This window comes from Nocardia sp. NPDC058519, from assembly GCF_042719755.1.
Taxonomy (GTDB): Bacteria; Actinomycetota; Actinomycetes; order Mycobacteriales; family Mycobacteriaceae; genus Nocardia.
Window position 1 is genome coordinate 10,947 of the sequence record NZ_JBHXNK010000051.1, and the last position, 18,035, is coordinate 28,981.

Annotated in this window: 10 protein-coding genes and 1 pseudogene; 5 read left to right on the top strand and 6 right to left on the bottom strand. The window is 63.5% G+C overall.

What is annotated here, in order from left to right; genetic code table 11:
* Nucleotides 1-2,056, top strand: a 2,056-nt coding sequence (locus ACFWPK_RS33440) for a tetratricopeptide repeat protein (RefSeq protein WP_378922691.1), incomplete at its 5' end; no start/stop codon positions are given.
* Nucleotides 2,057-2,147: 91 nt separating this feature from the next.
* On the opposite strand, the gene ACFWPK_RS33445 is transcribed toward ACFWPK_RS33440, so the two are convergent.
* Entirely contained in the window at nucleotides 2,148-2,273 is a 126-nt protein-coding gene (locus ACFWPK_RS33445; protein ID WP_378922709.1) for a hypothetical protein, read from the bottom strand.
* A 63-nt stretch (nucleotides 2,274-2,336) separates the two neighbouring features.
* Between ACFWPK_RS33445 and ACFWPK_RS33450 the strand changes: the two genes are divergently transcribed.
* The 3 genes from ACFWPK_RS33450 (at nucleotide 2,337) to ACFWPK_RS33460 (ending at nucleotide 4,342) form a co-directional block, all read left to right on the top strand.
* A complete protein-coding gene (locus ACFWPK_RS33450) occupies nucleotides 2,337-2,714 on the top strand; it encodes a Scr1 family TA system antitoxin-like transcriptional regulator (protein ID WP_378922707.1) in 378 nt (125 codons plus the stop codon).
* On the top strand, nucleotides 2,708-3,694 hold the full coding sequence (locus tag ACFWPK_RS33455; RefSeq protein ID WP_378922693.1) for a hypothetical protein: 987 nt from the start codon (nucleotides 2,708-2,710) through the stop codon (nucleotides 3,692-3,694). Before ACFWPK_RS33450 ends, ACFWPK_RS33455 begins: the two co-directional genes overlap by 7 nt.
* A 243-nt stretch (nucleotides 3,695-3,937) precedes the next feature.
* On the top strand, nucleotides 3,938-4,342 hold the full coding sequence (locus ACFWPK_RS33460) for a hypothetical protein (RefSeq protein WP_378922695.1): 405 nt from the start codon (nucleotides 3,938-3,940) through the stop codon (nucleotides 4,340-4,342).
* 82 nt (nucleotides 4,343-4,424) lie between these two features.
* On the opposite strand, the gene ACFWPK_RS33465 is transcribed toward ACFWPK_RS33460, so the two are convergent.
* The 4 genes from ACFWPK_RS33465 to ACFWPK_RS33480 all read right to left on the bottom strand — a co-directional run bounded on the left by ACFWPK_RS33465 (nucleotide 4,425) and on the right by ACFWPK_RS33480 (nucleotide 7,200).
* Nucleotides 4,425-4,775 carry a hypothetical protein gene (locus ACFWPK_RS33465; protein WP_378922697.1) on the bottom strand — a complete coding sequence of 117 codons (351 nt, stop codon included), beginning with the start codon at nucleotides 4,773-4,775 and terminating at the stop codon, nucleotides 4,425-4,427.
* A 247-nt stretch (nucleotides 4,776-5,022) separates the two neighbouring features.
* The gene (locus ACFWPK_RS33470; RefSeq protein WP_378922699.1) at nucleotides 5,023-6,123 is read right to left on the bottom strand and encodes a tetratricopeptide repeat protein; all 1,101 of its coding nucleotides are present in this window, start codon (nucleotides 6,121-6,123) and stop codon (nucleotides 5,023-5,025) included.
* Entirely contained in the window at nucleotides 6,047-6,628 is a 582-nt protein-coding gene (locus ACFWPK_RS33475; protein ID WP_378922701.1) for a hypothetical protein, read from the bottom strand. Before ACFWPK_RS33475 ends, ACFWPK_RS33470 begins: the two co-directional genes overlap by 77 nt.
* 107 nt (nucleotides 6,629-6,735) lie before the next feature.
* Entirely contained in the window at nucleotides 6,736-7,200 is a 465-nt protein-coding gene (locus ACFWPK_RS33480) for a hypothetical protein (RefSeq protein WP_378922703.1), read from the bottom strand.
* Between the two features lie 1,395 nt (nucleotides 7,201-8,595).
* On the opposite strand from ACFWPK_RS33480, the pseudogene ACFWPK_RS33485 reads away from it, so the two are divergent.
* A pseudogene (locus tag ACFWPK_RS33485) lies at nucleotides 8,596-9,401 on the top strand (IS30 family transposase); the annotation flags it as partial.
* Between the two features lie 146 nt (nucleotides 9,402-9,547).
* Here the strand turns inward: ACFWPK_RS33485 and ACFWPK_RS33490 are convergent.
* Nucleotides 9,548-17,908, bottom strand: a complete 8,361-nt coding sequence (locus ACFWPK_RS33490; RefSeq protein WP_378922705.1) for a neuraminidase-like domain-containing protein — start codon at nucleotides 17,906-17,908, stop codon at nucleotides 9,548-9,550.
* Nucleotides 17,909-18,035 lie beyond the last annotated feature (127 nt).

Sequence of the window (18,035 nt, forward strand, 5' to 3'; positions counted from 1 at the left end):
GAACTCTCGCAACAATCTCGCCTACGCCCACGAGTCGGCAGGACGCCTGGAAGAGGCGATCACGCTCTACGCCGCCACCCTCGCCGACAGCGAGCGGATCCTCGGACCCGAACACCCCGACACCCTCGCCACCCGACACAATCTCGCCGGTGCCTACCGGACAGCAGGGCGCCTGCGCGAAGCAATCGCGCTCTACCAACAGACCGTCGCCGATCGGGAGCGGATACTGGGTGCAGAACACCCCGACACTCTGTCCTCTCGCAACAATCTCGCCTACGCCCACGAGTCGGCAGGACGCCTGGAAGAGGCGATCACGCTCTACGCCGCCACCCTCGCCGACAGCGAGCGGATTCTCGGACCCGAACACCCCGCCACCCTCGCCACCCGACACAATCTCGCCGGTGCCTACCGGACAGCAGGGCGCCTGCGCGAAACGATCCCGCTCCTCCAGCGGATGCAGGGTGCAGATCACCCGATCAGCGAGCCGTCCGGGAACGCGGTCGACGCCAGCGTCTGCATCGAAAGATCCACGGTCGCTCATAACGAACATTCGGCGGATTCGTCGGCGTTGGAGACCAGACTGGTGGTCGGGAGGGTGCCGGAGCAGCCGCCACATTTCGTCGACCGTGCTCAAGTCAATAGGTTGCGGCTGGCGCTGAACTCTGGGCCGGTAGTGGTCACTGGAATGCGGGGTACAGGTAAGACTCAGGTCGCAGCTGCCTACGCACGAGAGGCGATGGCTGGGAGTGCTGGCTTGGTGGGGTGGGTCAACGCCGAAACCACCGACACCACGCTCGCTGATTTGGCCAAGGTGGCCGCGCGGGTAGGGGTTGCCGACCCTGACGGTGACTCCGTTGTTTCAGCGCGACAGTTGCTTGGCCACCTCTCGGAACGAGAAGGCCCGGCGTTGTTGGTCTTCGATGGTGCGGCAGACCCCCACGTGCTCTACAGGTTGCTGCCGTCCGACGGCAACACACAGGTTGTGGTAACCAGCACCGACCGCGCCTTCGCGCCGCTCGGTCAGGTCATTGATGTAGGTGGAGGATTCACGCGCGATGAGTCGGTGCGGTATCTAGAGGAAGCAACTGGGCTGGACGATCCACACGGCGCCGCATTGGTCGCCGCTGACGTGGGCGATTTGCCGCTGGCATTATCCGCGGCGGTTGCCACGATCATCGGCCGCCGGTTGGACTACCCTCGCTACCGACGCCTCCTGAATGCTCAGCCGCTGCTAGCGGTGCTGCCACGCAGCAGGGGCAGCGAGTATCTCCTTGCTGTAGATCAGGCATTGCTGTTGTCGATCCACGCCGTCGAAAATTCCACTTCCGAACCGGAAGTCGACGAAACGGTGCGCTGGCTGTTGCCTGTGATGGCGATGCTAGCTCCCGACGGCGTCGACTACACGTCGCTGCCCCGCCACGATGGCCGATTGGACGCTGCGTTGCAGCGTTGCGTGGAAGGGTCAGTACTCACGCGGTCGACTACGGGGCACGTGGTGCTTATGCACCGATTGGTTGCCAGGGTCGTCCGAGAGCGTATCTATTCCACCCACACCACCAAAACCGTTGCTGCCGCCGTATTCGCGTTGATTTCACCTTTGCTGTTCGACGAGGCCTATGCGTTCCAGCGCCGCGAGGAGGGCGACCGCCTGGTGGACCACGTCGAGGCATTGTGGGGAGCGGTCAGCCAAGCACCCGACCTCGACACCGACACCCTCACCACCGCACTGAACACTCGCCGGTGGGCCACCCGGCATCTGATCCAAATAGCCGACACCACGCGATCAGTTGTCCTAGCCCAGCAAAGCCTCAACGATCACGAACGCATCCTGGGGCCCGACCATCCCGATACCCTTGCCTCCCGCAACGATCTCGCCAGAGCATTCGAGTCGGCCGGACAGCGGGGCGAAGCGATCGACCTGTTCGAGCGGACCCTCGCCGATTTTGAGCGGGTACTGGGGTCGGATCATCCAAAGACCGGGGCTGTCCGCCGGAATCTGGCAGCGGCGCGACAGCATGAAAGGGACCTATCGTCGGACGAAGTCCTCGGCGACTGATTCAGATGTTCATATGAGAGGACGGCGTCGCGGCTCGTCCCGCCTATTCTGCGCCGATGTTCTCCTTCGGACCTGAGTTAGGACATTTGGTTTAGTACCCTGGTCCATCCCTGAGCCGGTCGAGGTGTTCCCTGTTCTCCAGCAGGGACTTCCACTCCGGGTTGCGCAACTTCGGCGACTTACAGAACAGGTTGGTGTCGACCACGATCACAGTCACAGCACATATTCTGGCCTATCTCACCGAGAGCCCGAGGCGGCAGTCAGAGCAGATCAAGTCGGGCTGGATTCACGCGCGAGTACGACGCCGGAGTACGCGCGGGCGATGGTGCAGTTCTGGATCCGGTTCCTGGCCACTCCCAACGATGTCGAGGACGCGGTCGCGATCCGGATGGCGCGGCAACGGATCGTGCAGCGCGGTGGGCGCTGGTTCGTCATCGTCCTCGAGGAACAGGCGCTGCGGACGTGGTTCGGTTCGGCCGAGGTGCAGGCCGGCCAGCTCGGCCGTCTGCTGGAAGTGATGGCGCTGCCGCAGGTTTCGCTCGGCATCATCCCCCTTTTGTGGTGGACCGGTTTCGGCGTTGTCGTCGGTGGGTGCAGTCATCATTTCCGGGCAGGGATTCGAGCTTCAACCGATATCGCAGGGGGACAACGATGGTGACCTCACAGGACCGGCCGCGCCAAGGGCACCGCTGGGACGGTAACGACTACCAAATGCTGATCGCCGGACTGATCGCCGGCATGCCCGAACGTGAGCTTGCTCGCGGTCTGGGCCGCTCGCCCTCGGCGATGCGGGACCGCGCGGAGTACCTCGTCGAACTCGCTGACCCGAAACAGCGCAAATGCGCTTGGGAAATGCTGCGCGCCGCGCTCGCGCTAGACCCACACCACGACTGGGAATCGATCGCGCGGCGTCGTCACATCGAGCAGGAACTGCCCTACTGGGACGACGCCGCTGACGAACTGCTCGCCCGAGCCTGGGCCGAGACCGCGCCGCGCTCGCGCTGGAAACCGGGCCGACGGGCGGGGGCGGGTTCGCGGATGCGGGAACTGGAGAACACTCTCGACATCCACGAGCACGAGATCGCCGACCGACTGCGATGCAAGGGGTTGGCTTCTTCACGGCTCGAGGTTGTGCAACGCCTCGGCGCGGCCGCGGACGGCTACCTCGCTGCGCAAGCCCGGCTGATCACCGACCGTGATGGTGCCACCGTTCACGTCCTGGTTGTCACCGATGACTCCGGTGCGGTTCTGCACACCAGCCTGCACCCGTCACGGTCGCGCGCTCTTGAGCACAAAGACAAGATCGCGACCGGCTTCGCTACCCAACCGATGGCGGTCTGGACTGTGCAGTGCCGCACGGTCGGTTACGGCGAGATCAGCAGCGACACCACGACGTTGACTGGAAACTTCGCCAGCGAGACCGGGCGCGGCGCGACGGAGCAGGACATCACCGTTCGGCCGGGCAGTGACCAATGGTCTGCCCCGTTCGAGACCCCGCTCGAAGCGGCGCGGGAGCTGATCGACCTGGACACTGTCGGCCCAGTCTCGGGATCCTCCCATGCCCATTTGCTGCCACTTCCGAAGAAGCTTCCACGACAGAGTCGTCCGATACCGCCCACCCCGCCCGGCAGGAACTAAGCGCCTCTGGATATGACAGTGCGCCGTAACCGATTCGGGTTACGACGCACTGTCGTATCTAAGGCCCGCTCAGACGTGTAGCCGACGAGCGGGTTGGTGGTGGTCATCGAGCTCCTTCAGATGAGCGGCCCGTCGAGGTAGCGCCAGTTGATGCGCGTCACTTCGCTTCAGCGTGCGATGGTGATACTCGTGATGTTGTTGTGCGGCTGCAACTTTGGCCGGATGTTCCGGGGAGGGTAAGACATGCCTGAGAGACCAGAACCGCGTGATGCGAATTTCGACGGGCAAGCGCAGCCCAGGCCCGGCTCCTCTATGCAGATGGCCTGGGCTGCGCTGGCGCCAGTTGCGGCGATCTATGGGGCTGCACTGGTTGAGAATCTCGCTTCTCGAAACGCTGACGGGTTCGCGAGCATTGCAGGAAAGCTGCGCAAGCGCATGAGGCGTTCCAGCCGAGGTGCGTGTGTGACCTTGGACTTTGACGGCGAAGCGGCGACGATTCTGTTGACTGCAGGCCTTCCTGACGAGGCGAGGCTAGCGCTGCTGGACTTGGACGTCACCGCCGCCGAGGTCCAGGGTCAACTTCTGGCATGGAGTCCGGAGTTGCAACAGTGGATTCCGGACAGTGGTGTCCAGTTGGCAGAAGAATAGCGGTAGCGCCGGGCTGTGCGTGAGAATCTGGAAGGGTGGGCGGCGGGACCGGGGTGTTAATGGCACCCCGGTCCCGCAATTTTCAGGAGGCGAAACGCTCGATAGTCTCGCCGGTGATGGCCTCAGCCAGTGCACAACCGAGCACCTCCGCGGTTGGTGGGGTGACCGCGTTGCCGTACCCGGCGGCCTGCGTGCGCTTGTCCCCGATCGGCTTGAAGGTCGAGCGGAAGGCCATGCCATCGCGGATCTCGTCGGGATCGAGCATCCGGAAGGTGCACTCGGCGAGCAGCCGGTCCGGATCGACACCGAGCAACCCGAAACGATCGCGGGTGGTCAGGGTCCCCATCGGATCGGTGACCGGCCGCGTGACCCCGGTGCGGTAATAGGGCACCAGCAGCTCCTCCCGCACCTGCTCGGCACCAGGCGGCGACACCAAGCCGTGGTGAAACCCGCTGGCGGAGAACGTCGCCAACGGCTGATCGACGCCGTAAGTCCGATCGTGACGTCGATTTTCGCCGATAGGGCATCTGGCTCGCTGTTGACCGCTGTCGAGAGTCACCGCTGAACGACGTCAGGATTCGCCGATGTGGCCAATCGCGCCGATCACACTCAATCGTGTAGGTAATCGACCGCTATTCTGACAGCCAACGATGCGCTGACCGGTTGAGACCGAGTTCGATCTACGAACACCACACTCGCCGCGTAGGAAACCGAGATTGAACATCGCGTAGGAAGCCGAGATTGTTTATCGCGCTGCTGTACCTGACCTCGGCGGCCTTGCGGTACCAGGACTCGGCCTCGACCAGATCGCCACGCTGCTGGAGCAGGGAGCCGAGATTATTCATCGCGCTGCCGCCCCCGGCCTCGGCGCCCTTGCGGTACCAGGACTCGGCCTCGACCAGATCATCGCGCTGCTGGAGCAGGAGGCCGAGATTATTCATCGCGGTGCTGTCCCCGGCGTCGGCGCCCTTGCGGTACCAGGACTCGGCCTCGACCAGATCATCATCATCGCGCTCATGGAACAGGAGGCCGAGATTGAACATCGCGGCGCTCACCCCGGCGTCGGCGGCCTTGCGATACCAGGACTCGGCCTCGACCAGCTCATCACGCTCGTCATGCAGGAGGCCGAGATTGAACATCGCGGCGCTGTTCCCGGCCTCGGCGGCCTTGCGGAACAGTGTCGTCGTGGCGGGTGTGTTGTCGCGGCGGTATGCGGCGACGCCGACGATGAGCAGGGTATTGGTGTCGCAGCTGTTGGTCGCGTCGTGCCAGTAGGTGTGGGGGATGGGACGCGGTGTTCGGTGGGCTTGTCCGTCGTCGGCGGTGAGGTAGTCGAAAGCCCAGTAGCCGCGGGTGTCGTCGTCGAGGAAGCTGGTGTGCAGCGCGGCAGTGCGGCCGGCGCCAGGGGGTGGTGTCCGGGCTGTTCGGATCGCGGCGCACACGTCGGCGTCTCCAGCCTCGAGATGGGCGCGAGTTTTCCGAAGTTCGCGCAGCGTGAGGTCGATGAGCACGGGTTCGGGGATGGGGTCGGGGCGTCCGATGCGGGCCCAGTCCACCGCGACTGCGATCACCGTGTACAGCTCGGGATCGGCGGCGCGGGCGTCGTCGTAGCGAGCCAGCAGCTCCGGCGCCCCAGCCAAGCCCTCACCCAGCCCATGACGATCACCGGCAATACCGGAGTAGGCGCGGTCGGCGGCCGCGCGTTCATCGGAGTCCTCGCTGGTAGAAGCCAGATCGACGGTCACGGCCTGCTCGAGCAGCATCCGGGTGTCTTGTCGCAACTCGCCACCACCGCGCACGCAGCTGGGCACGCATCTCCGAACGCAACGTCGCCACCACCACCGTCGGCCCCGGCCGCGTCGTCAGTCGGGCCAGCACCGCTGGGGTCAGTCCGGTCGGCCCGGCGAGGTATTCGTGTAGATCGTCGAGCCACACCACCAGCGGGTCGGTGCTGGTGGCGATTCGCGGATGGACGGCGAGCTCACGGATCCCATCGGTGACCGGCCACACCACCCGCGCCCCGGAATCGTGCGCGCGCACGGCCTCGAACAGAGTTCGGGTCTTGCCTGCCTTCGACGGCCCCACAACGACCACCAACGACCCACCGGTGAGGGCTTCGGCCAGCCGGGCGTCGACGTCGTGAGCGGTCCGCGGCAGGTAGCCGTCACGTACTCCGTACTCACCTGAACGACCGAAAACCGAACTCGTCGACCCCAACAGATACGGGTCGAGATCGGCGATCGTGGGCAGATCCTCGATCCCGTAGACCCTCACCAACTCCCGCACCGACCGCACCGGCACCGAGGCCTGATCACCGAGATTGAGCGTGCCGATGGTGTTGCCGGACAGAAAGTTCCCGGCGACAGGGGAGTACGGCGCGGGGATGCCGGGAGTCAGTCCCGCGCCGTGGTGGGGTCCGGCGACTCCGTAAAACCCGCCCGCACCCTGGAGAACTCCGCGGCACCGGTGATTGTGCTGTTGCGAACACGCACTCCGTCACCGGCGGAGTCGATGTCGGTGACTCTGAGCGCCTCAGCCACCAAGTTGTCGATATCCACACCGACCACGACCTGCGGGGAATGCTCGCGAACGGCATGCAGTACCGCGGCCGCGGCCTGCCCGAGCTCGGTATCGCTCGCGGCGCCGGCTTCGTTGAGGTCTTCGGCCAGCGAGTCCTTCTTCGGTTGCGAGTTCGGCTTCTTCTCCACCGCCGAGACATCAACATCGGTGTACTTGCGTGAGAGCAGACTCTTCAACCCGGCGTAGGCGTCCTTGACCACCTGCGTCGCGGTATCGCCGACCCCCGTGACCGCGCCCGCCGCGATCGCCGAAACCACCACCGCCGTAATCGGATCCATACCCGCGATCCTGCCACTCTCGCCCGGTACGGTGCACCTATACGTCGTCCACGCCTACCCGCGTTCGAGAAACGGTCGTCGTTTCGAACGCTCCGGGAAGGGCGCGTCTGTAGCCCCGGCTATGACGGTACTCCGGACCACCATGCGCACATCCTGGGACAGCTCCATACCCCTTCCAGTGAAACGACGGACACTGCATCGATCTCGAACACGCAACGTCCGCGTACCGTTCGGGCAGGGGGATCAACGACGCCAGATCCTGGGTGTTGGCCGGATGGTGGCGGCGATAGCGGCCATTTTCCGGGTTCCGGGTGGCCGGGCGACTGCGCCACGCTCCTGGCGGATGACGTCTTCTCCGGTCCGCTCAGGTCGGGCACTTGCATCTGGTTGTCGGTCGTCTTTGAAGTCGACGATCTCTTGATGGTCTGTTGTCTCTGGTGCTCTTGGTCCTCAGTCCGGAGCTGCGGTCCCTACGCCGGTTGTCATCCTTCTCAGTCGAGTCGGCTCGACCGTCTCACGGGCTCCTCACCCGCCGACTCGGGAATCAGATAGGTGATACATGTGTTGAAAATCCTGGGTAAATCGTAGAAAAATCGTAGAAAGCAGGGGGGTACCCCGAAGATGACCAGGTCAGCGGTGGTATAGGCTTTGTCGGTCATGAAGTCGGCACAGCGTTTGCTCAGGTTCCCGAAACCCGGCGGGATCGACCGCGACCGAACGCGGCGTTGTGCTCTTCGCTTGAGCGGGATGAGCCAAAGGCGAATACCAAGCTCCACCGCCGAGAGACGCTCACCGCGCGAGCGGGGATGAGTCCGATCTGACCCGCAAGTGCTCGCCGCGCAAGCGGACTTGGCCGCTGCGCTCCAACGTGCAGCAGCTGAGCTTGGAAGGTGACCGCTCGAAGGTGAATTCGAATTAGCTATCAGTGTCATGCGCTCGGTCAATCTGGGCTTGAGGCTGGCAGGACTGGTCGGCGTGCAATATACGTGCAATAACGCAGCCCAAAGTTGCCCATCGGTGCGTACTTCTGCTTGACGGCCATGGCGGTAAAAGTGCCGGTCAAGTGCCGATTGTCCGAGGTAGGGGCTATTTCCGCTCCATGGCCTTTTGCCGGTTCGAAACCAGCTGGGACCACGCATCATTGCGGGTAGGGCATGGTCATCTTGTCGGACGGCCGTTTTCTTGCAAAATACGTGCAGGAACGCTGTCTGTGAACGTGTGATTTTGCGGAGTTCGGTTGGCGATACGAACGATGCGGTATGTGATTGCAGTCGCGCCAGCTGAGTGCCGCGACCCTGGAACCCTTCCTTGCGCGAGCGCGGGTTCGGCGGCCGGGGTGTCGGAGGAGACTCGGATGAGGGAGAGCGATGGGCAAACCGAAATGTGCCCGCTGGGCGTCGGCCGGAGGGTCTGAGCTCCGATAAGCTGCATTACCGCGCGTCGGTAGCGCAGTGGAAAGCTCAGCTGTTCGCCCGCCGGCCCAAGACCGCCAAACTCGTGGATAACCCGCGACTTCGCGACTACGTCCAGGAACGCTATCCGGATCGATCACCGATGCGCGCGGAAAGACCGTCAAGGGCCCGATGACGCGGAGGTGGACTGGCCGCAACAAGCCTCATCGCGCCGATCGTGCATGGGTGCAGGCGTGGAGTCCCGAGCAGATCGCCAATCGGCTGCGCATCGACTTCCCCGACGAGGAGTCGATGCGGATTAGCCACGAGGCCATCTACCAGGCGCTCTATATCGAGGGCCGGGGCGGGCTCAGCCGTGAGCTGATCTTGAACTTGCGGACCGGGCGCGCGCGTTGCGGATGCCCAGGGCTCGCTCAAAGCGTGTGGCTTGGGCGCACGTGACTCCTGATGTGTTGATCAGCGAACGCCACTGCGAGGCCAACGATCGCGCGGTCGCCGGGCATTGGGAGGGCGACCTGTGGAATTGACGGCCAAGACCGGCGTCGCGGTCTACTTCGCCGATCCGCGAAGCCCATGGCAGCGCGGAACCAACAAAACACAAATGGGCTTCTACGCCAATACTTTCCGAAGGGAACGGACCTGTCGCGGTGGAGCAAGAGGGACCTGGCAGCGGCCGCTCACACACTCAACACGCGACCGCGGAAGGTTCTTGGATGGCGCACGCCGGCCGAGGCGATGGAGCAGCATCTACAATCGCTTCAACAACGAAGTGTTGCGTCGACCAGTTGAATCCGCCCTGGTATATTTCGGTGCCGGCGACCGCGACACTGTCCACATTGGGCGCCCGCACTCGGAAGGTGACATCCTGCGCGTAGGGCATCGAGTCCACGGCGGGGCGGGACGACGCAGTGCGGTTCATCGTCACCGAGCTTGGATCAGCCGAGCTTGTAATGGATTAGCAGTAGCACTTCTTCCACCTCATCCGGGCTAGTCGCAAGTCTAGTGTAGTCGGGCGCAGTGTTGTGCTTGAGCTTCACCGTGATTGGTCGGTCTATGTCGAGTTCCTCGAGATCGATGCCAGCGTCGGTGTTGTGGATCGAGGCCTGCCGCATGCCGCCGTGCGGAGCGCTGGGCGGCATCAGGATCATGTCGGATGTGACCTCGTCGCCGTCACCTTTCGTATACGTCAGGACGAGGTGGTAGTCGCCCGCCGTGCGGCAGCGGGCGAGGGCGTCGATGCCCGTCACGGCGATGTCGCGTCTGTGCGCGAGGAACGGAAAACGCGCCTTGCTGACGGCGAAGACGAGTCGCTGCTCCCCGCCACCTGCTGGTTGGAGGAACCGCTGCCATTCCGATGGGAATTCGTGACGCATGCTGAGCATTTGCACGAAGGGCTGTTCCGTGGCGTCGGCGCTGTTCTCGATCCACTCCCTGAGATAGTCGTTGGCCTTTTCCTTGAACAGGCCGCGCTCCTCCCGCGCAGTGTAGCTGATATGCAGGATCACGTCGGCGATTGTGGAGTAGTCGAACGTCCGCAAATCGGTGTCGGTGGAGAGCTCGAGCTCCCATGTGCTGATCGCGCCAGCGCGCTCAAAGGGTAGGTAACGGTCATCCCGGAAATTTAGTTCGAACAGCCCTGTGTCGTTCTGGGCTGTGCTCGTCGCGATCGCCGTCACCGGCACGTGGCTGGCGCGGAATCGGTCGTCGTCGATGAGCAGGCCATCGTCGTGTTCGTGCTCGTAGCTGCCTGAGCCGTTCATCGTCGTTTTGACCCGAACGGAGTGGCTGAGTAGGCGCAGGGAGCAGCCGAGCGACGTGTACGGCCCTGCCACGCACGGAATCGTCAGGCGAACCGACGCGATCCGCCGGAAATAGTGGCCGCGGAAGTCCAAGTCGAAGAGTTCCTCAGGCACCGAGAAGAAACAGTTCCCGGTCTCGCGAAGCTGGATGAGCGCGTCGGGATCGACCATGGCCAGGGAGACGTGCTTCGTGAGCTCAAGCTCTCGCCGGTTCTCCTCAAGGTAGGTCTTCTCGAGTTGCCGGAGCGCGAGCTGCAACCTTTCCCCCGCAACGAGCCCATGGCGAGCGTTCTCCCAGTATCCGTACTGGATGAATCCGCTCGACTCAAGGCCAATTTCGTACTGGTAGGCCTTCTCTGCCTTCTTCGCCAGATCGTAGGCGAGGTTGTAGCTCTGCTTGTAAATCCCGAGGAGTTGCTCCTTCATCCATTGGTACAGTTCCTGGTTGGTGAACTTGTCCTGCAAGAACACCTCTACCGCCTTGGTGTTCTCGATCTGCTGCTGGTGTAGCTCAAGCTCTTTCTGTGCGACCTGGAGCTGGATGTCCGCCGCAGTGATCTGCTTGTCGATCTGGATGATCTCCTTGGTTGCGACGTTCGCCTGAAGTGTCCATTCCTGCTCGCGGCGAATATAGCCCGCATTCTTTTGAGCCATTTCAGCGGAGTGAGTGAAAAAGCTGCCGACGAATTCAAATCCGCTTGCAGCGGCGCTGAGCGCGCCCCCCAACTGTGTGCCTCCCCACGACACACTGGACCCGACGCCTAACGGCTGCCCATGCCCCGACACCGTCGGAATGACATGAGCGCTCGCTGCAAGGAGATGCGCCGCTTGAGCGGCGATCTGCCAGCCGCGCGCCGTGCCCAGGTCGTCGAGTTCCTGCTTTTCTCTTTTGATTATTTTCACCCCTGACTCTTCTGATTCGACGAGCGAGACGTCCACGTCAGTCTTGACCTCGGCGAGGGGTGTGTCGGCGGGTAGCTGGCTGTCGTCGGTGAGGGTTGCGGGCAGGCTCGGCTCCGCTGGGACGCGGACTCCGTCGTTGCCGAGGAGCCCAAGGTAGTGGCGTAGGCGAAACTCCGCCGCGTCGCGTGATTTGAGCAGGCCTTCCCGCTGTGCCTTCGCCTCCAGCACCTGCCGCTCGCGCACGTGGTTTGTGAGCTCGAGGATATGCACCTCGTGCGAGGCGCGCAGCCGGGCGAGTTCCTCGCCGTCGCGCTTCTCAAGTGCACTCAGGAGTGCTGCACCGAGGGCCTTCACGTCGTTGCAGAATTCGTTGGCCTTCTGGATCAGGGACGTGAAGCGGTGGATCGGAGGCGGGCTGCTCAGCTCAGCGAGGATGCTGCCGAGGCTAAGCCCACGTGACATCGCCGCGACGATCGCGCCGGGTTCGATCGGCGGCGAGAACAGCGCCAGGCGCCGCTCGACGCCCTCGATGTTCTGGCAATGCCGAATCTTGTAGAGCCGGTCCGCCACGGTGTCCCACTGCTCGAGCAGTTTGTCGTTGGCCGGGATGCAGAAGTACAGCGCCGACCCGAGGCCGAGCATGCTGGATCCAGGAAGCGCCTTGCCTCCGACACTCACCCCGCCTGTGTAGGGGAAAAGGTTCTCGAATTCGATCAGTGCATTTGAGAAGTCGTCGAGTTTGGGGCGCAAAGACGCGAACGACTGCGCCGCGACCTCACCACGCTTCGGCACCAGCTGCGGGCGCGGGCCTAGGACATGGCTCCCGATGACGTAGAGCTGTAGAGCCTCGTTCACGCTCTCCATCGTGTCCTGCCGAAACAGTGAGTCTCCCCATGCAACCAGGTTCTCGACATACTTGAGGACAACGTTCTTCATGTATGCCAGTGGCCGATTCGACGCGACAAGGTGCGGGTCGAACGGGTTGTCGCGCCACTCTTCGATCCTCTCGTTCTCCTCCTCGGTGTTGCTGTTCGGACCTAGGCTCCGGAACATGTCTTCGAGGCTGGTCGCCGGCTCCGTCTTGAATGGCCGCACCTTCCAGAAGCGGGACACCTCCGATTCACCCGGGCCGGGGCGCGCGTCGGTTGTCGGGTCAAAGATGAAGTGGAACCAGCGCATCGCCTCCTCGTACATGCCGTTCCGGCTCAGGCGCGTTGCGATGTAGAGGGGCGCATGAAAGAAGAGCTCCCAGTTGTAGCAACTGTTCGCGCCGTACGGGTCGAAGCAGACGTTCTCCTTGTAGTAGGTGCGTTCCGTTTCGTCGTCTGATGGCTTTTGAACCAGACCATGGGTGAAGTTGGGCCGGTACGTAGATTCGAATGTCACACCCTCGTCGGATCGGATCTCGGTGTCGGCTTCGAGAAGCCCAGCGAGCCCATCCTGGTTCAGTCGCTCGACGTACCTACTCGAGGCCGGGTGGTGGAACGTGTGGAACTCGAGTCCCGTGGCATGGCGAATCCCAAAATTAGGCAAGCGGAGCACCACCTGCCGGAGACCCGCGAACGCGGCGGGGAGGGTGGCGGCGGCCGCCTTTCGTGCCGTCAGAGGCGCCTCGGTGAGCGCTCGTATCCGCGGTGTGGCGCCCGTCATGCCCGACCCGATTGCGTTTCGGGCCTTTCGCTGGTCGATCGACAATAGCCAGAGCGGGTTTGGACGTTCCGCAGCCCGAATCCACTCGATGATCGGGGGTATTTCGACCGGCCGGATGAAATATGTCCGCTCTTTGTCGCGGAAGAACAGCGGGTCATCGAGTGTGATGTCAGCCCACTCCATCGTGTCGATGGGGAGCAGCTCATGGTCGGCACTTGTCCTGAGATAGACGTCACCGAGAATTTCGAACGGCGCGAGAGGAACGAGCGGCGCGCCCGGCGCCGGCGCACGTGGCGTCGCCGCGCGGGCGCGTTTGTTGAACTTGTAACGGTAGCGCGTCTCCAAGTCTGTCGGGGGTAGCGCCAATAGAAGGTCCTGGTCCCTCACCTGGACGGGCGTCGTGATGTCGGCGAGCTGGAACCAGCCGCGGTAGGCAATGGGTTGACGATCAAACGTGACGGTGATGGTGAGCTCTTGCGTATCTGAGATGGCCGGCGTGAAGAGCAGGTCCTTCTCGGCGCGGGACTCAGTCGAATACATCCCAGGCGTTGCTGCGTGCCGAGGGTAGCCATCGCCATCAGGGTCATGAGTAAGGATCTCCTTCGACACCCGCTTCGACGCCCACTTCCCGTCGATTCTCTCGCTCCAGGCGAGGCGCACCTCCCATCGTATGTGCGACGCGAGCCTTGACATCGGTTCTCTCGCAGCCTCTTCCGCCGACTCGCTGCCAGTTGCGGGCGGTTCCTGGACCTTGCGGAATTCGGGCCAGAACAGAAATAGTCGCCCCTTCCAGACGACTGGGAGGAGGTGCACACCGCTGTCGTCACCGGCCTCAACGCAAGGTATGTCGAGTGGTACCTTCTCCCACGGGCTCCACTTGCGTTGCTGGCTCCAGCGACGGTAGTAGAACTTGTAAGGAGCGTTGTGCGCGCGTGCAAAGACGTGGAGATAGCGGAGGCGCCCATCCTTGTCGTCCTCACGGTGCATGCCCCAGACATCGAGGTTGGCGATCTCGTTAAGCCCGCTCAGGTAGCTGCGGAACGCCTCTTCGACTGAGCGATCGGTGATGTCGTTTTGGACGAGGTGCGACTCAAATTCTTGGAAGAGTTCGCTTCGGTCGCGTCGCCACTCCGGCTCGAGCCAGCACTCTGGATATAGGAATATCTTCCGGTTGGCCTCCCAGAGTCGATAGTTCTTCATCCACCCCCACCGGTCCGGGTCGATTGCGTTCGGTGAGACGCCCAGCTCGTTGTCGCCGATCTCGTTGCTCTCGAGGTTGAGCTGACACCGGTTCACGAACATCTGCAGCGACGCATTCGCCTGGCCGATCCGCGAGGTGTCCATGCATGCGCCCATCTGCACGTCGATTAGCAGGTACTCGAAGAGCCCGTCGGCGTCATGCGCCCCCCATTCCTTGATCTCGGGGCGGGTCAGCAGATGAGCGACGAGAGCGTCTCGCTGGTGTGCGCGTAGCCGGTCGCTCAGCTCCGGCGCTAGCTTTAGCCAGTCGTTGTCGTCGTACTTCGCTTTGATGGTGGCCGTCATCCATTCAGCGGTTGTGGCGAGCGAGTCGAAGTCAGTCGCCGGTGCGCCCCAAGCGGCGATTGTCGCGGCGGAGAGCCCGGTCTTCTGGATGATCCGAGCCACGGCGAGCAGCCGCACGAGCGCGATCTCGTTGGCGAAGTCGGAAGCGGCAAGGCCGAAGTGCGTGTCGACGAGGTAGTCGATCGCGGGTTGATCCCAGGCGGTTGCCCTGTGAAGTAGCTTCTTGAGTTCGTCGAGTGCGGGGACCGGGTCTTTGCGTGTCGCGGCGGCGAAGACGTCGGTAAGCCGAGCCTGCGCCTGTGGGATGGCGTCGCGCAGCGACGTGTAGTCCGCCAGACGCTTCAAGTGGTCGGCGGACGGCGCGGACAGGTCGAGCCCGCCGAAGTCGGCGGCATGGTTGATCAAGTATGTGAGGTCTGTTTCATCGATCTCGAAGCCCGCGACAAGCTTTGCGGCGCGGTGGTAGACGGTGGCGCTTGCGACGAATTGGTCGATGGCTGTCGCCGGTCTGGCGATCGCCGACCCGATGACCTCGAGCGCGCTAGTCGGCGTCTTCCAGCGCAGCTGGATCGTCCCTGGGGCCGTCCGGTCTGCATAGTCGAGCCGCACCTTGTGTAGGCGGCCAGCGTCGAGCCGCGCCAGCACCTCCCATGAGGTGCGCGCGTCGCCCGGCGGCTTCTCCAGCACAACCGCATCGGCGATCTGAAGTTTGAACTCGTCGTCTACGTCCTGGACGTCGACAACGAGCGTGAACTCGCCTGTCGTAGGTGCGGCGAGATACGCTTGCCAGCGCACGCTGAAGTCTGCCGGGATCGGCGCGCTGGTGCCCCAATCGAAGTCGATCGCCACGTCGACGCGCTCCAGTGCTGCAGTCCCCCATGCGAGGTCGCTGAAGTAGGTCCCCGAGAAACCCTCGGTGAGGAGATCCTCGACGAGTCCTTCTGCGTCGCTGCCGACCAGCAGCGCGGTGGTCTCCTCCGTTGCGCCGATGAGCGCGGCCAGCTGTTCGATCAGCGCGTACCGACGGAGTATCCGCGTGAGCATCGGGACGAAGCGCTCATATACGTACAGGTGGCGCTCCGCGAGCGTCGAGGCGGGGTCCCGCGCGGGGCGGTTCAGCAGAACAGCGTAGGCGGAGTCCAGGTCCCCCAGGAACCCATCCATGTGAGTGGCTAGGAAGGTCTCGGGAGCGAGATAGATCTCGTCAACAGCTGCCCGGAACGCGGCATTGGCGCCAGGGAGCGCCTTGACGGTCGCTTGCTCTGCCTCCGACATCAAACCCGTCGCCACGAGCCGACCACTCGCCTTCCTATATGCGATCCTCTCAGTGAGCGCCGCTGGGATCGAGACGGCGAGGTTCGCCTCGGTGGTGGTCTCGAACTGGGCCGTGCCGTCGAGGATCCGCTCGAAGCGCGCGACTATGTCGGGTTGGAATGTGAGCACCAGCTTCGCCGTCAGGGCCTCCTCCGTCAGCGGCGCCGCTGGCACGTCCGGGTGACTCTGCTTGATTGCCGCGAAGGCCTGGTGGATGGCCCTCGCGGTCGCCCTCGCCTTCTCCGGGTCAAGGACGATTCGGGCCTCGGCGGCTGAGGTCCCGCGCAGGATGTACTCGAGCATGTTTGCCTTGAACCCGGTGCGCTTGACCTGCGCAGCAAGGTCGGCGAACAAGACTGTCTCGCTCGGCGCGATGTTGATCCACTGCTCCCGATCGATGTCCCAGTTCGAGAATGGGGTCGTCCCGAACAAGTCGATGAGCTTGCAGAGCTCCGTCGGGCGGAGCTTGAGCGCCCGCGCCAGGACGGCGTAGCGGTATATCGTGCTCAGGTTGGGCAGGGTTAGGGCATCGTTCGCGAGATCGAGCTTGCGCTGGACGTTCCCTTCGATGACCTCGGCGACGTTGAGAATGGCGGCGAGATCGTCCTCGCGCAGGCGGAAGGCTGCGAGGATGGTTGGAAGGTGATCCCCGAGCTTCTCCGCCGTGTCGATCAGGTACTCCCCCTGCGGGGTCGGCTCGAAGGTGTCGTCGATCCGTCGGAGCGCCTTGTTGAGGAAGAGCGTCGCGTAAAGCGACTTCTCGCCGAACGTGTCGATGTTCCCCCAGAAAACGGCGAGCAGCTCGGGCGCAAGCTTCAGGGTGGTTCCCAGTCGCGTCGTGGCCTCAAGCTGTTTGATCGTATCTGGGGTGATGTTCTCGGCGTCGAGGGCGCCGAGAACGACATCTGTGTCGCGCAGGCGCCACCCGAGCCGTCGCTGCAGCCGGACGAAGCGGTGAATCCGCGACCAGGTCTCCTTGGTCACGCCCGAGGCGTCCCCCGCCACTTCGTAGATGCTCTCGATCGTGCGCAGGCGTGTCGTTTCGAGATCGCACTTTGACTGCGGTTCATAGAGTGTGATCACCTTGCGCACCTCTGCGAGGTGCTCGGCGACCCACTGGCCGAATTGGACCGGCCTGAGGTGTGTGCCCTCGGCGGTATTGAACGCCCTGAGCGTTGCCACGATGTCCGCGTCGGCCGCCGGGCTGAGTGTTCCGGCCTCGATCTGCTGCAGGCGCACGTACAGCCTGTTTGAGGGGATCGTCGCATGCTTGAAGATCCGCTCCAGGAACGCGAGCGCCTCCTGGTGGGGGTTCACGAACTGGGTCGAAATCAACTCGACAAGCTCGGGGTAGGTTAGCCCGGAGCGCGCCATTAGTTCCTGCACCGACGCGAGCTGCTCGAACCCGGCTGCAGTGGTGTAGCCGTAATATGCGTGGACGGTCGTGGCATCGTCGGTGCCTTCGAACGTCTCGGCGGCGATGGCGAGATATTCCTCCTCGGACATCCGAAACGACTCGGCGGCGATCGCCGCAGCGGTGGAGGAGCGCGGCTCAGGGTTGGTCGCTTTCATGACCTCGTGACGGCTCACGTTGAGGTGGTCTCCGTATGTGCGGATCACGTCAAGCGGCTGATGATACGGCAGCGAAAACGGGTACTTGGCGTCCTTGAGCTTCTTGTACGCGTCGATGTCGAAGTGCTGTGGGCTGGCGCGCAGCTCATCGGCCGTCGCGTCGCTGGTGTCGTGCCCCTTGTAGCCGTCAAGGGAATCGGCCGTTGTATATCGCTCCATCACCTCGTTCGCCAGATCGACGTACGGGATGATGGTGTTTGTGTTCTCGCAGGTGAGCAGCAGATGGAGCAAGTCAGGTCGCCGCGCTTCGAGTATGTCCAGCGGCGTCTTGCCAACAGCGTTTGGCGCGCAGCGCCACAGGAAGCGGAGCAGGTCCACGAGGTAGGCAGCCGGACTATAGACGGAGCGGCAGTGCTGGCACTCGCACAGGTCCAGGCTGCCGAAGAGGTTCTGCCAGTTCGCGATGTGGCCCTCGAGTACTGTGAGTGCGGCAGTGCGCTCGGCCGCCCCCATCGCGGTGGCAGGCGCGTCGGGCTGTGCGACCTCTAGATGATTGATTCCAGGGTGTGGTGGCCCGCAGAGCAGGCCACCACACCCGGATCAGTGGTCGTAGGCGGTCAGTGACCGCAGTGTCGGTGCG